Source organism: Helicobacter sp. 11-8110, assembly GCF_003288905.1.
Taxonomy (GTDB): Bacteria; Campylobacterota; Campylobacteria; order Campylobacterales; family Helicobacteraceae; genus Helicobacter_D; species Helicobacter_D colisuis.
In genome coordinates, this window is record NZ_NHYL01000001.1 from 510,598 (window position 1) to 524,332 (window position 13,735).

General features: G+C 36.1%; 14 protein-coding genes. 7 read left to right on the top strand and 7 right to left on the bottom strand.

Features of this window, described 5'->3' with window-relative positions; genetic code table 11:
* Positions 1 to 286: 286 nt before the first annotated feature.
* The 6 genes from CCY98_RS02460 (at position 287) to gltX (ending at position 6,306) form a co-directional block, all read left to right on the top strand.
* Complete coding sequence (locus CCY98_RS02460) at positions 287 to 502, top strand: hypothetical protein (RefSeq protein WP_112056999.1); 216 nt, start codon at positions 287 to 289, stop codon at positions 500 to 502.
* A gap of 113 nt (positions 503 to 615) precedes the next feature.
* Positions 616 to 1,050 (top strand): MerR family transcriptional regulator, encoded by a 435-nt coding sequence (locus CCY98_RS02465; RefSeq protein ID WP_181566525.1) that lies wholly within the window; start codon positions 616 to 618, stop codon positions 1,048 to 1,050.
* A complete protein-coding gene (locus CCY98_RS02470; RefSeq protein WP_095626967.1) occupies positions 1,047 to 1,628 on the top strand; it encodes an NAD(P)H-dependent oxidoreductase in 582 nt (193 codons plus the stop codon). The genes CCY98_RS02465 and CCY98_RS02470 overlap by 4 nt, the downstream gene beginning before the upstream one ends.
* A gap of 15 nt (positions 1,629 to 1,643) precedes the next feature.
* Positions 1,644 to 2,216, top strand: coding sequence for a sugar O-acetyltransferase (locus tag CCY98_RS02475; protein WP_112057001.1), 573 nt, complete (start codon positions 1,644 to 1,646; stop codon positions 2,214 to 2,216).
* 145 nt (positions 2,217 to 2,361) lie between these two features.
* Complete coding sequence (metE, locus tag CCY98_RS02480) at positions 2,362 to 4,632, top strand: 5-methyltetrahydropteroyltriglutamate--homocysteine S-methyltransferase (protein ID WP_112057002.1); 2,271 nt, start codon at positions 2,362 to 2,364, stop codon at positions 4,630 to 4,632.
* Positions 4,633 to 4,905: 273 nt separating this feature from the next.
* Positions 4,906 to 6,306 (top strand): glutamate--tRNA ligase, encoded by a 1,401-nt coding sequence (gene gltX / locus CCY98_RS02485; RefSeq protein WP_112057003.1) that lies wholly within the window; start codon positions 4,906 to 4,908, stop codon positions 6,304 to 6,306.
* An 11-nt stretch (positions 6,307 to 6,317) separates the two neighbouring features.
* Here the strand turns inward: gltX and CCY98_RS02490 are convergent, their stop codons facing one another.
* The 6 genes from CCY98_RS02490 to CCY98_RS02515 all read right to left on the bottom strand — a co-directional run bounded on the left by CCY98_RS02490 (position 6,318) and on the right by CCY98_RS02515 (position 11,434).
* Positions 6,318 to 6,566: a hypothetical protein gene (locus CCY98_RS02490; protein WP_112057004.1), complete on the bottom strand. Its 249-nt coding sequence runs from the start codon at positions 6,564 to 6,566 to the stop codon at positions 6,318 to 6,320.
* A complete protein-coding gene (locus CCY98_RS02495) occupies positions 6,563 to 6,808 on the bottom strand; it encodes a hypothetical protein (protein ID WP_054195130.1) in 246 nt (81 codons plus the stop codon). The genes CCY98_RS02490 and CCY98_RS02495 overlap by 4 nt, the downstream gene beginning before the upstream one ends.
* 78 nt (positions 6,809 to 6,886) lie before the next feature.
* Positions 6,887 to 7,897 (bottom strand): UDP-3-O-(3-hydroxymyristoyl)glucosamine N-acyltransferase, encoded by a 1,011-nt coding sequence (gene lpxD, locus CCY98_RS02500; RefSeq protein ID WP_112057005.1) that lies wholly within the window; start codon positions 7,895 to 7,897, stop codon positions 6,887 to 6,889.
* 8 nt (positions 7,898 to 7,905) lie between these two features.
* Positions 7,906 to 8,376 carry an acetolactate synthase small subunit gene (gene ilvN, locus CCY98_RS02505; RefSeq protein WP_112057006.1) on the bottom strand — a complete coding sequence of 157 codons (471 nt, stop codon included), beginning with the start codon at positions 8,374 to 8,376 and terminating at the stop codon, positions 7,906 to 7,908.
* A 3-nt stretch (positions 8,377 to 8,379) separates the two neighbouring features.
* On the bottom strand, positions 8,380 to 10,071 hold the full coding sequence (locus CCY98_RS02510) for an acetolactate synthase large subunit (RefSeq protein WP_112057007.1): 1,692 nt from the start codon (positions 10,069 to 10,071) through the stop codon (positions 8,380 to 8,382).
* Positions 10,072 to 10,135: 64 nt separating this feature from the next.
* Entirely contained in the window at positions 10,136 to 11,434 is a 1,299-nt protein-coding gene (locus CCY98_RS02515; RefSeq protein ID WP_181566536.1) for an aminotransferase class V-fold PLP-dependent enzyme, read from the bottom strand.
* A gap of 167 nt (positions 11,435 to 11,601) precedes the next feature.
* Here CCY98_RS02515 and CCY98_RS02520 point away from each other — a divergent pair, with 167 nt between their 5' ends.
* The gene (locus tag CCY98_RS02520) at positions 11,602 to 12,774 is read left to right on the top strand and encodes a cation:proton antiporter (protein WP_112057087.1); all 1,173 of its coding nucleotides are present in this window, start codon (positions 11,602 to 11,604) and stop codon (positions 12,772 to 12,774) included.
* 3 nt (positions 12,775 to 12,777) lie between these two features.
* Here the strand turns inward: CCY98_RS02520 and CCY98_RS02525 are convergent, their stop codons facing one another.
* A complete protein-coding gene (locus tag CCY98_RS02525) occupies positions 12,778 to 13,605 on the bottom strand; it encodes a prephenate dehydrogenase (protein ID WP_112057009.1) in 828 nt (275 codons plus the stop codon).
* Positions 13,606 to 13,735 lie beyond the last annotated feature (130 nt).

The following is a 13,735-nucleotide window of genomic DNA, read 5'->3' on the forward strand; positions in this document are numbered from 1 at the left end:
ATAATTGATTACAATATGCTTGTAGCCAATTGTTTGATCTTTGTCGCTTATGGTTGAGTGTGCTATAAGGTGATAGTTTATTTCTCTAGAAATGGGGTAAGCTATTATGGATGAAAGATTAAAATGTTGAAAGCTATTAAGTTGATAGATTTAAATCTTTTTATCAAAGAAAGTCAGATTATTTCAGAAAGGATTTTGGATAAAGCAATGAAAGAAAGAAAGAAAAATATCTTTAGCTAAAAAAGTTCAAAAATCCTTTGATGTCCCATTAGAACAGGCAGCAAAAATGCTTTTTTATCCAAATTATGCAATTAATGTAAAATTGTGTTTGAATGCATATAAAGAGAGCAATAAAGTTTATTTGGCAAAAAAGCCAAGTTTCTTTAAGCGTTTGTTTAGAAAGTTTGAAAAGGCTAGAATTGTTATTTCTCAAGGCAAAACTTCAATAGATGACAAAATTTTAGATGATACAAGTTTGAAAGAAATTTGGCTAATTTTATAAAATTATTTTTTAATAAATCTTCACTTCTTTTCTTGACTTAGAGTAACTCTAATGTTTTATAATTTCGTATGCTTTATGGCTTTAGATTCTTGGTAGATAATAAGGAGGCATTTGTGGCTTATACAATTATTGAGGTAGAAAAAAAGACAGGAGTGTCTTCACATACCTTGCGTTTTTGGGCAAAGAAAGGCTTATTTCCTTTTGTGGAAAAAGATGACAATCAAGTTAAATATTTTAGTGAGCGTGATGTGGAATGGGTGCGTTGGATTAATTGGTTTCGTAAAGCCCAAATGGATATTCCGACGATTAAATATTACATAGAGCTTGCAAATAAGGGCGATTGCACAGCAAAAGAGCGACGAGAAATGATTGCTAGGCAAAAAGAGATTGTTACAGATACTATTGAGGAGCTACAATCTGTGCTTGAAACGCTAGAGTATAAGCTTGGTATTTATGATGAAATGCTGCATAATAATATCGATGGATTTAATCCACAAAGCAAACAATACAAAGGTTGTAAAAAAGACTGCAAAAAGGAGAATGTATGAAAAATATATTACTGATTAATGGAAGCAAAAAGTTTGGTAGTAGTGAAGGTAGGCTTTCTGCGACTTTGCAAGAAGTGGCTAAAGAAACATTGCAATCTTTTGGGTGTAATATTGTAGAAACACATATAGATAAGGGCTATGATATAGAATCTGAAGTGCAAAAGTTATTAGATTCTGATGTATGGATTTATCAAATGCCTGGTTGGTGGATGGGTGAGCCTTGGATAGTAAAAGAATATATAGATAAAGTATTTATGGCAGGAGCTGGAAAATTTTGTGCTAGTGATGGGCGACATCGTGATAACCCAAGCAAAAATTATGGCAAAGGTGGCTTATTACACGATAAGAAATATATGTTTAGTCTTACTTGGAATGCACCCATTGAGGCATTTACAGACAAAGATGAGTTTTTTGGTGGCGTGGGTGTAGATGTCGTGTATTTGCATTTGCATAAGGCACACGAATTTTTAGGTATGCAGGCTTTGCCGACATTTATTTGTAATGATGTGGTCAAAAACCCACAAGTAGAACAATACATACAAGAGTATAAAGCACATTTGCAAAAAGTGTTTGGTTAAAGTCAGGATAGGATTGTGAATGTTTTTGAGAAAGATTTGGCTGGTGTGCCACTAGATTCTAGAGATCCTGAAGTCGCACCTATCATCGAAGTGATTAAGCACACGCAAAAACTCATCGCCAAGCTTAATAATGGAGAAAAAAGCGAGGAGCAAGTGCGTGAGATTTTAAGTCAAATTATGGGAAGAGAGGTGGATTCTAGTTTGTGGCTTTTACCACCTTTTTATACGGATTTTGGGCGTAATATATATTTTGGCAAAAATGTTTTTGTTAATACCGCTTGCACATTTATGGATCGGGGCGGAATCTATATTGATGATGAGGTGTTTATCGGACCAAAAGTTAATCTCATCACCATTAACCACGACATTAATCCCTATAATCGCACCACTACCATTTGCAAGCCTATTTATATCCAAAAGCGCGTGTGGATAGGTGTAGCAGCAACTATTTGTCCGGGTGTTAGGATTGGTGAAAATTCTATCGTGGGTGCTAATGCAGTCGTTACCAAAGATGTCCCGCCAAATTCTATCGTGGGTGGAAATCCTGCAAGACTTATCAAAAAAATAGCGATAGAAAATTATAAATAGGATTCGTAGAAAAAAGACGATTGACGAGGAGATAAATAGAAATTTTTGAGAGAAAATTTATTATAAATTTTTAAATACATATTGTATTTTTTAAAAAAATATGCAATAATATCCGTCAAAATAAAATTTCATAAAAAGGATTATAATGAGTAGTATCGTTGGATTTCCTCGTATCGGACAAAATAGAGAGCTGAAAAAAGCTTTAGAGGCATTTTGGGCTGGAAAATGTAGCCAAAGTGATTTAGAAAATGTAGCTAAAGATTTGCGTAAAAAGCATTGGGAAGCACAAAAACATCTTGATTATGTATGTGTCAATGACTTTAGCTACTATGATAATATTTTGGATCTTGCCTATGCACTTGGTGCAAAGCCACAAAGATTTAAAGACTTAAGCGGTTTGGAGGGATATTTTGCTATGGCGCGCGGACATGCAAAAGGTGTAGCGTGTGAAATGACAAAATGGTTTAACACAAACTATCACTATGTCGTGCCAGAGCTTAGTCAAACAGATGCATATCAAGCACAGATTCAAACACTAAAGGATCAATACAATGAAGCTAAAGCGCTAGGATATACGCCAAAGATTTCACTTATAGGACTTTTTACATTTTTTGGATTAAGCAAAATTGCACAAGGTGATCCAAAAGCTATTTTTGCAAAGCTTAAGAGTGCGTATTTAGATTTGGTTGATGAGATTGCTAAACTAGATTCAGAAGTTGTGATTGAATTTAGTGAGCCTATTTTTGTGCGTGGATGGCACAATGATACACTACAAGCACAATGTGTCTATGATAAACAAGCTATTAAAGAAGTGTATGAAAGCATTGCACAAAAAGGTATCAAAACTATCGTAACAACTTTTTTTGAGCATAGCAATGAGCTTACAGAAGTTTTGTTGCAAACAAGCATTCATGGTATAGGACTTGATTTTATCGCAGGGGCTAAAAATACACAATCTCTTGGTGCTATCGCAGCAAGCAACAAGGTGCTTTTTGCAGGGCTTATTGATGGGCGTAATATTTGGGTAGCAGATTTGGAATCTAAACTCAAAACATTAGAATCTATCACAGCACAAATTCCAAAAGAGCGCGTAGTAATCACTACTTCTTGCTCACTTTTGCATGTGCCTTTTGGAAAAGATGATGAAAGCAAAATGGATTCACAAATTCTAAGTTGGATTAGCTTTGCAAAAGAAAAACTTGAAGAATTAAGAGTGCTTGAAGATCTCTTTAAAAATGGCGTAAATGGAGGAAGCAAAGCATTTTTTGAAGCCAATAAGGCTATTAATAATGCGCGTAAAACTTCTGAAAAAACAAACAATAAAGCTGTGCGCGATCGCGTGAGCAAAAATACATTAAAAAGCCGCGATGTAGCTTTCAAAGATCGTATTAAGATTCAACGAGATGAGCTAGGTTATCCAGATCTTGCGACAACAACAATTGGTTCATTCCCTCAAACACCAGAACTTCGTGCATTGCGTTTGGGGTATAAAAAAGGTGAGATTAGCAAAGATGCGTATGAAGCAGGAATCAAAGAATACATACAAGATTGCGTGAAGTTTCAAGAAGAAATTGATTTAGATGTTTTGGTGCATGGAGAGCCAGAACGCAATGATATGGTGGAGTATTTTGGGGAGCAGCTTGAAGGGTTTGTGTTTAGTCAAAATGGTTGGGTGCAAAGCTATGGTAGCCGCTGTGTAAAGCCACCTATTATTTTTGGTGATGTAGCACGACCTAAGGCAATGACGCTTGATTGGATTTTGTATGCACAAAGTCTTACGAAAAAAATTATGAAAGGTATGCTAACAGGACCTGTAACGATTCTAAATTGGAGTTTTGTGCGCGATGATATGGCACGCTCACAAGTATGCGAACAAATTGCATTAGCCATTGCTGATGAGATTGATGATTTACAAAAAGGCGGAGTGAAAATCATTCAAGTCGATGAGGCAGCCTTTAAAGAAGGGTATCCTTTGCGCGCAGAAAATATCAAAGAATATGAGCGATGGGCGCTAGAGTGCTTTAAGGTTTCTACCGCAGTAGCAAAGGCAAATACACAGATTCACACACACATGTGTTATAGTGAGTTTAATGACATTATCAAAACTATCGAGGCAATGGATGCTGATGTGATTAGTATAGAAACTGCAAGAAGCGGAAATGAGTTGCTAAAAGTCTTTAAGGAAGTTGGCTATACACATGAAGTAGGACCGGGTGTGTATGATATTCATAGCCCTAGAATCCCAAGCACACAAGAAATCATCGATCAAATCAAAGCACTTTTGGAAGTATTGCCAAAAGAACAATTATGGATTAATCCAGATTGTGGGCTAAAAACTCGAAAATGGGAAGAAGTCAAGCCAAGCCTTAAAAATATGGTTGAGGCAGTTAAGGCTGTGCGAGACACATTAAAATAATTTTTTAAAAATCAAGTAAAAGACAATGGAGCGCTTGTAAGCTAATTTGGTGGTAATTAAAGGCATCTACTATATCGCTACAAGCATCCTAGCAAAGATTATAAAAAATACACAAATAAAAAGTATAAACAGAAGTTGCAGAAAAAAAGCAAATATATAGAGTAAGGAAAATTCCAGCAAGGAATTAAAGAAGTTTTTTAAAAACTTATAAATTTTACAAGTTAGAATTTGGTAATATTCCTAAAATTTTAAGTTTTTGGAGACTTTTAAAATATGGAAACAATAGTAACGCGATTTGCCCCATCCCCTACAGGTTACCTACATATCGGTGGTCTTAGAACCGCACTTTTTAATTATCTTTATGCAAGAGCCAATAAAGGTAAATTTCTCTTAAGAATCGAAGACACAGATTTAGCAAGAAATTCTACCGATGCAAAAGAGGCTATTATTCAAGCCTTTGAGTGGGTTGGAATGGATTATGATGGTGAGGTCGTTTATCAAAGCCAAAGATTTCCGCTTTATCAGCAATACATTGATCAGCTTCTAAAAGAGGGCAAGGCGTATTATTGCTATATGAGTAAAGAAGAATTGGATTTATTGCGCGAGGAACAACGCAAAAGAGGGGAGACTCCGCGTTATGATAATCGTTATCGTGATTTTCAAGGGACACCCCCAAGCGGAATACAGCCAGTAGTGAGAATCAAAGCACCTTTAAGTGGTGAGATTTGCTTTGGCGATGGCGTGAAAGGTGAGATGAGAATTGCTGCAAAAGAGCTAGATGATTTTATTATTGCAAGAAGCGATGGGACGCCAACTTATAATTTTTGTGTAGCAATTGATGATGCGCTAATGGGCGTTACAGATGTTATTAGGGGGGATGATCATTTGAGCAATACGCCTAAGCAGATTATTATTTATGAGGCTTTAGGATTTAGGGTGCCACGATTTTTTCATGTGCCAATGATTCTTAATCCACAAGGGCATAAGCTTAGCAAGCGTGATGGTGCAATGAGTGTTATGGAATACAAAGAAATGGGTTATTTGCCAGAAGCACTTTTGAATTTCCTTGTGCGACTTGGTTGGAGTCATGGAGATCAAGAGATTTTTAGCAAAAAAGAAATGCTAGAGTTTTTTAGCCCCAATGATTTGAATTCAGCCCCTTCAGCTTATAATCAAGAGAAGCTTTTATGGCTTAATAGCCATTATATTAGAGAACTAAGCAATGATTCTTTAAATATGCTTTTGAGCGAAAATTTCAATGTGGAAGTTCCACAAGAGAGAGTGCAAGAGATTCTGTATCCAGAAATCAAAGAGCGTTCTAAGACTTTAGTGGATTTTGTGGAGATTTTAAAAGATTGTTTGCAAACGCCAAAAAGCTATGATGAAAAGATGCAGCATAAGGTTTCTAGCGAGGAAAATATTAGGCTTTTAGGAGAGTTTTGTGCTTATATTAAAGCACTTAAAAAACCAATAGCAACTGCTCAAGAAGTTGAAAATGAGATGGCGACTTTTGCAGATTTTCACGGAATCAAAGCAAAAGTATTATTTGTGCCTTTGCGTTATGCTTTGCTTGGAAAGAGTGGCGGCGTAGGAATTGCCCCTTTGCTTGCTAGCTTGGAGAAAGAAGAAATAATAAAGAGAATCCAAAATGCCCTAGAAAGCTTTAAGGGCTAATATCTGCAAAATCAATCTTTGCAGATTTTTTTGAGGGCTTTACGCAGTTTTTTGACTTTTCGTTTGGGAATGATGACTTTCCATTCGGGGTGAGTAATGTCTTTTGTATCATCATTGAGATTGAGTGAGATAGAAATTGCCGTTTGTTTTTTATCTTTTTTGCTTGGGACATTGATTTTGGCAACGACGATATTGGCATCGTGGATATAATCATTATCAAGAGGGATTGTATAAGCTAGTTTTTTGATTTTTTGTTTCATTGTTTGCCTTTTTTGCTTGGTTTATATTTTTTGTGAGCTTTTTTGAGAATCTTCCTTACTTCTTTGATTTGGGAGAAGGGTATATGGACTTTCCACTCTGGTTTTGTATCATCTATCATAATGCCGATACTGACAACAACATTGCCATCTTCCTCATAGGGATTTTTAATGATTGCAAAACTAATGGTTCCATTTTTTGTGTCATTTAGAGGGATAGTTTTAAAGATTCTTTCCTCTTTCATTGCTTTCTCCTTTTAAGGTTGCTGTTTTTAGCCTTGCTTAAAGGAGTATATTAAAGTAGAACTTAAATGTAACTGAAATTACTTATTTTTCAGCATTTTTTTAAAAAGAGCTTGCAGTTTTAGCCAATCTTGAATTGGCAAAAGTGGGTGTCCAGAGAATTTTCCAAAAGCAGGAACACTTTTTGCGATTGCCGCCTTTGCGCCAATTTGAGTGAATTCGCCAATATGTAAATGCCCAGCACTTCCACTTTGTCCCCCTAGCACTACATTGCGCCCTGTTGTGGTAGAGCCAGAGATTCCTGCTTGGGAAACAATAATAGAGTGTTCACCAATATCACAATTATGTCCAATTTGAACAAGATTATCAATTTTTGTGCCTTTGCAGATGCGCGTTTGCCCAAAAACCGCTCTGTCTATAGAGGTATTAGAGCCTATTTCAACTTCATTCTCAAGCACAACCTTGCCATTGTGGTGGATTTTAATGTGTTGTCCATCTTTGGTATGAGCATAGCCAAATCCATCGCTCCCAATGACAGAATTAGCGTGAATAATGACATTATCTCCAATTTCGCAATCATTATAAATGCAAACATTAGGATAGAGAATGCAATTTTTCCCAATTTTGACATTTTCCCCAATCACAACACCCGCCATTAGCACGGAATTCTCATCAATCTCGCTACCATTTCCGATTGTAGCATTGTGAGCAATTGTAGTATTTTGGGCAATTTTTGGGGCAATTTTGGAGCTAAAGAGTGGTTTGGCAAAAAATTTCGTTAAGTATGCCATTGCTAGATAAGGATTTTCACTCACAAAAGCAAGAGAAGTTTTGGGGAGATTTTTGACATAGGCTTTGCGCGTGAGAATGACTTTGGCTTTAGTTTTTTCAATATCGGCTAGGTATTTTTCTTTTTCTAAAAATGTAAGGGAATCATAAGTAGCCTTTAGGGGCGATTCAATATGAGTAATCGCTTCAGAATCAAAAAAGCTAGAATGTTCTATCCAATCTTTATTCCCTTCATTCCATTGTAAAATCTCACCTAAAACCTCTTTTTCTTTTAAAAAGCTAACAATTTGATTGAGTAACATTATCTTCCTTAATTGACTTCAATGGCTGAAATACCGCTTCTTGTAATGTCTTTTGGTTTATAGGTTTGGATAGCTTGGAGTAAGCCATTGATTCGCATATGGCAATCGCAAGCCATGAAAATTGCATATTTTTCATTCACTTCTAGCAATTTTCCATTGTAACTTGTAAAAATAGCCGAGAGTTCGCTAAGGGATTCTTTATTAGAAAATTTTACAAGCACCGATTCTTGCTCAATAATTTGCTCATCTTCTAAAACTTTTAACACAGGGATAAGTTTGTGGAGTTGTTTTAAAATCTGTTCTAATACTTTTTTATCTCCCTGTGTTGTGATGGTTATCCTAGAAAGATTGGTATCAAAAATGGGTGCAACAGTGAGTGATTCGATATTATATCCGCGCCCTGCAAATAATCCACTAATTCTTGATAATACCCCATGTTCATTTAAAACCGTTACGGTAATAACGCGTTTAATCTCCATAGCTTACTCCTTATACTCTAACATCATATTAAACAATGCTCCACCAGTTGGCACCATGGGCAAGACATTTTCAAAGCGATCAATTCGCACATCAAGCAAAGCAGGTTTGTTGGAGTTAATAGCTTTATTAAGACATTGGATAAATTCTTCTTTGGTATGAATGACAAATCCGACTCCGCCAAAAGATTCGACAAGTTTGACAAAATCTGGCTGGAGTTGCAAATCAGTTTCTGAATAGCGATTTTCATAAAAGAAAGTTTGCCACTGCCTTACCATACCTAAATAATTATTGTTTAAAACAACATTGATTACAGGAATCTGACTTGCTAAACAGGTCATTAGCTCTTGAATATTCATCAAAATACTTCCATCTCCACTAATATTAATGGAAGTTTTGTCTGGAAATGCCTTTTTAGCTCCCATTGCAGCAGGCAGACCAAAGCCCATAGTCCCTAAACCGCCACTTGTGATAAATTGGCGAGGAAAGCTAAAGGGATAAAATTGCGCTGCCCACATTTGATGCTGCCCAACATCAGTAGAGATAAATGCTTCTTTGCCTAGAATCTCACCTATTTTTTTAATAACCCACTGGGGTTTTAAAATCTCTTCAGAATCTTCATAGCTCAAAGGATGAAGTTTGTCATAGCGCCCTAGTGTCTCTCTCCAAGCAAGAATATTTTTAACTTCATAATCTTCTTTGACTAATCCTAAAAGCTCTTCTAAAACACTGCTAATATCCCCAACAATAGGATAGGTAACATCAACGATTTTGCTAATGCTACTTGGATCAATATCGACATGCACGATTTGTGCATATTTGGCAAATTCGCTTAGCTTTCCTGTTACCCTATCATCAAACCTCGCTCCAAGCGCGATAATAAGATCAGTCTCGCTCATTGCCATATTAGCAACATAGCTTCCATGCATTCCCACCATTCCTAACAAATCAGGGTGATTATAGGGCATTATCCCTCTTGCCATAAGCGTTTCAACAACTGGAATATGAGTGATTTCACAGAATTCTTTGATGAGATTTGCACTTTTTGAAGCCACACAGCCTCCACCAAGGTATAAAAGTGGCTTTTTGGATTCTTTGATGGCTTGAGCTACTTTCTTGATTTGGCGTGGATTGCCCTTGTAGGTTGGTTTATAGGTTTGGAGCTTGATTTCACTTGGATAGTTGAATTCTCCAATTGTTGCACTAATGTCTTTGGGCAAGTCAATATGCACCGGACCAGGACGCCCACTTCTAGCGATATAAAAAGCTTCTTTTAGGATTCGCGGTAGCTCTTGAATGTCTTTAACAAGAAAATTGTGTTTGGTGCAGGGGCGAGAGATTCCCACAGCATCTATTTCTTGAAAAGCATCTGTCCCAATAAGGCTTGTTGGGACTTGACCGCTAATAATGACAAGAGGGATTGAATCCATATAAGCTGTTGCGATTCCTGTAACAGCGTTTGTAAAGCCAGGTCCGCTTGTTACGATAGCTACACCCACTTCTCCACTTGCCCTAGCATAACCATCAGCAGCATGAACTGCAGCTTGTTCGTGGCGTGTGAGAATATGTTCAAAGAAATTTTGCTTATAAATCTCATCATAAATATTTAAAGCCGCACCACCAGGATAACCAAAGACTACCTTTACGCCCTCATTTTTAAGGGCGTGGATAACCATTTCAGAGCCATTTAATTGCATAGCAAATCCTAAATCTTTTTGTTTTATTGTAATGAAAAAAGCTTGATTAAAGCTTACAAAAGACTTATTTGCACAATTTTTTTAGGCATTCACAAAGGTAATAGAGTTCTTTTTTGCGATGCGTGTAATGCAAACTTACGCGAATCCAACCAGGTTTTTGATTAAAAGTTGTATTGTCTTTTAAATTAAGTAAATCGTGTCCATAAGGTCCTGCACAAGAACAACCTGCGCGCACCAAGATTCCATAGTTATTTGAAAGTATAGTGGCAATTTCATAAGGAGATTTTTCTTGGAGATTAAATGCAAAAGTTCCAACAATGTTGTAGTTTGGATTGCCATAAAGAGTGATTTTAGGGTGGCTTTCTAAAAACTCTTTAAAGATTTGAATGAGCTTTTCTTTGGTTTGCATAATCCATTCTTGTCCAATTTCTTGGCGCAATTGATAAGCCAAACTCGCTCTAATAAATTCTAAAATCCCAGGCGTTCCTGATTCTTCACGAATCTCTTCATTAGCAAAATAAATTTGGCTTATGCGCGAAACATAGCCCACCACTCCGCCACCACAAAAAGTAGGAGGCAGGGTTTTGTTGATTAAATTGCGCTTGATAATGAGGATTCCACTGCTTGAAATTCCTCCTAAGAGCTTGTGTGGAGAGAGAAATGCAACATCATAAAAAGAAGCAGGAATGTCAAAATAAGCAGAGGAGCTTGCCATATCAAAGCAGACAATTCCGCCATATTCTCGGACTAGATTTGAGATTTGCATAAAAGGGCTTAAAATCCCACTAACATTTGAAGCAAGTGAAAAAGAAGCAATGATTTTGCGATGGACATTAGCAATCAAAATTTGCTCCAAAGCCTTTAAATCCACTAAGCCTTCAGTGTTAAGTGGGATTCGTATCACTTCGCATAAACCTTCTCTAAAGCTTAATTCATTGCTGTGGTGTTCATAGGGTCCAACGATTACAAGAGGTAATTTAGAGGAATCAATTTCGTGGAGTTTGAGAGTTTTTTTAGTTTGAGGTGGGAGATAGATTCCTAGGATTTCTTGAAACTTTTTGATAGCAGCGCTTGACCCAAAACCACAAGAAATGAGTGCAAAGCTAGAATCAAGCCCAAAGATTTGCTTAAGATTCTTGCGTGCTTGTTCATAAGTTTTACCGATAATTTTAGAGTGAAGGGAGCTTTCAGAATGTGGGTTGGCATAAAAGGGAAGAATCTTTTTAATGCGTTTTTCTATACATTTTGCAGCTAAACCACTTGCTGTCCAATCAAAATAATGTTTGTTTTTTGCAAGTAAAATTTCTTTTTTAAGCAAAGCCTTTTTTTCTTTGGTGCTTAGATTCTTAAAATTATAAGGCAATAAGGGGGCGAAAAAATCTTTTTCCACTTTTAAAGTCTCCCATTTTTAATTTAGCATATTAGCATAATTATAATAGGTTTTTGGGAAATTTTATTTGTTAAATTTAGAGTCTGTTTTTAAGGAGCTTTTGTTATACTTTGTAAATTTTTTTGGAGCGATTGTATTTTATGGATAGTCTTATTGCTTTTGGTGTGATTTCATTATTGATTGTTGTGGCGCCCTTTTTTAGCGCATTAACAAGGCTTCCTTTAGTGGTGGTAGAGATTTTGCTTGGAGCTTTGGCATTTTATTTTGGTTTTTTTAAACATTTTGATTCTTTGGAATTTGTAGCACATATTGGGTTTTTGTTCTTAATGTTTTTGTGTGGCTTGGAAGTGGATTTAAAAACCTTTAGTAGGCTTGGAGTGAAGTTTATAAAATCAGCTAGTGTGTATTTTTTTATGCTTTATGGTGTGGCGGTTTTATATGTGCTTTATAGTGGATTGTCTGTATTTTATATCGCGACTTTGCCGGTTATGAGTTTGGGAATGATTATGGCGCTTTTGAGAGAATATCCCAAAAACACACAATGGCTTCAAATGGCATTGAATGTTGGGATTTTGGGAGAGCTTATTAGTATTGTGGTTTTGGTGCTTTTAAATGGTGTGTATTCTTATGGAATTACTTGGAAGCTTTATGAAACACTTTTTGTGCTTTTTGCCTTTTTGAGCGTGATTGTTGGGATTTTTAAGGTGGCAAATATTTTATTTTGGTGGTTTCCAACATTAAAGTTTTATGTGATTCCACAACATTCAAGCAAGAATCAAGATATTCGCTTTGGCGTGATGTTGTTTTTAACTATGATTGGAATTGCGCAAATATTAGACTTAGAGCGTGTGCTTGGAGCATTTTTAGCAGGAATGATTCTAGCAACTTATTTCCATCATCAAAAGGGCTTAGCAGAAAAACTTAATGAAATTGGCTTTGGCTTTTTTGTTCCATTGTTTTTTGTGTATGTGGGTTCAACTTTGGATTTGGATTTAATTTTTCAAAACCCCCATTTGTTTTCAGAAGTATTTGTGATTATTGTAGTAATGGTACTTTTGCGAATCATTGGTGCTTTTGTAGCATATAGAAAATACTTTGAAAATCGTAAAGAAGTCTTGCTTTTTGCTTTTAGCCATTCGATGCCACTTACTTTCTTAGTGGCAACAGCACAGCTTGGGAAGCAATTTGGTGTCATTAGCGCAGAGGAATATTATGCGTTTATTATTGCAGCTCTTTTAGAGGGGATTTTATTGACTATTTGCATTAAACTAATTAGCAATTATAAAGCCAAGGATTCTACAAGCTTTGCTTGAAGCTTAAAAGATTTCATAGAGTGAATTGGCTTTTTCCATCCATTTGGCAAGTTCTTCCCATTTTTCTTCTTTGATAAGGGAGGTTGCAAAATCAAGTTCTTTTTGAAAAAAGTCAAGAGATTTGAGTAATTCGTTTTTATTTTGCTTAGCAATATCACTCCACATTATTGGGGAGCTTTTGGCGATTCTTACCATACTTTTAAAACCACCACCTGCAAGTGCTAAAATATCTTTTGGATTTTGTTGGGATAGCACAGTGTTGGCAATGGCATAGCTAATAATGTGGGGCAAATGGCTAATAAATGCAGCGTGATTGTCGTGAGATTTTGAATCCATTTTGATAATATTCATTTTAAGGGAGACAAAAATCTCTTTTGCCATAGCTGCTTGAAATTCTCCGCTTTGCTCTAAGTCGGTTAAAACGATAATGTGATGAGCTAACAATTCCTTAAAGGCTGCTTTGGGACCAAAGTTTTCTGTTCCACTCATGGGGTGCGCGCAAACAAAGTTTTTGCGAATCTCTTGGGGGATATTTTGGGAGATGAGGTGCTTGGTGCTACCTAGATCAATGATGGTTGTGTGTGGAGCGATTCCTGTTAGTTTGGGTAGAGTTTTTAAAATTGCCTCAACGGGAATGGCAAGAAAAATAACATCACAAAGCTTGATTTCATCAAGTTCCACCCCTTCATCAACTAGTCCCAAAGAAAGCGCTTGTTGTAAGTGAATCTCGTTATTATCTAATCCTAAAATTCTCTTAAACATTCCTGTTTCTCTTAAAGCTAACCCTAAAGAACCGCCAATTAATCCTAAACCAATGATTCCAGCTTGCATATTATTACTCACATATTTGAAATTTTATTTTTGTATGAAATTATATATTTATTTACTTTAGTTTTGTTAGCTTTAAACTCAAAAAAGATATAATCCAAAAAAATTCTAATTCTTTAAGGTGCAAAATAAG

Bases quoted from the DNA above. Each gene is read 5' to 3' on its own strand.
- CCY98_RS02510 (WP_112057007.1), bottom strand. From the start codon at position 10,071: ATGCAATTAAATGGCTCTGAAATGGTTATCCACGCCCTTAAAAATGAG.
- metE (WP_112057002.1), top strand. From the start codon at position 2,362: ATGAGTAGTATCGTTGGATTTCCTCGTATCGGACAAAATAGAGAGCTG.
- lpxD (WP_112057005.1), bottom strand. From the start codon at position 7,897: ATGTTACTCAATCAAATTGTTAGCTTTTTAAAAGAAAAAGAGGTTTTA.
- CCY98_RS02495 (WP_054195130.1), bottom strand. From the start codon at position 6,808: ATGAAAGAGGAAAGAATCTTTAAAACTATCCCTCTAAATGACACAAAA.
- CCY98_RS02460 (WP_112056999.1), top strand. From the start codon at position 287: ATGCTTTTTTATCCAAATTATGCAATTAATGTAAAATTGTGTTTGAAT.
- CCY98_RS02470 (WP_095626967.1), top strand. From the start codon at position 1,047: ATGAAAAATATATTACTGATTAATGGAAGCAAAAAGTTTGGTAGTAGT.
- CCY98_RS02525 (WP_112057009.1), bottom strand. From the start codon at position 13,605: ATGCAAGCTGGAATCATTGGTTTAGGATTAATTGGCGGTTCTTTAGGG.
- CCY98_RS02520 (WP_112057087.1), top strand. From the start codon at position 11,602: ATGGATAGTCTTATTGCTTTTGGTGTGATTTCATTATTGATTGTTGTG.
- ilvN (WP_112057006.1), bottom strand. From the start codon at position 8,376: ATGGAGATTAAACGCGTTATTACCGTAACGGTTTTAAATGAACATGGG.
- CCY98_RS02490 (WP_112057004.1), bottom strand. From the start codon at position 6,566: ATGAAACAAAAAATCAAAAAACTAGCTTATACAATCCCTCTTGATAAT.
- gltX (WP_112057003.1), top strand. From the start codon at position 4,906: ATGGAAACAATAGTAACGCGATTTGCCCCATCCCCTACAGGTTACCTA.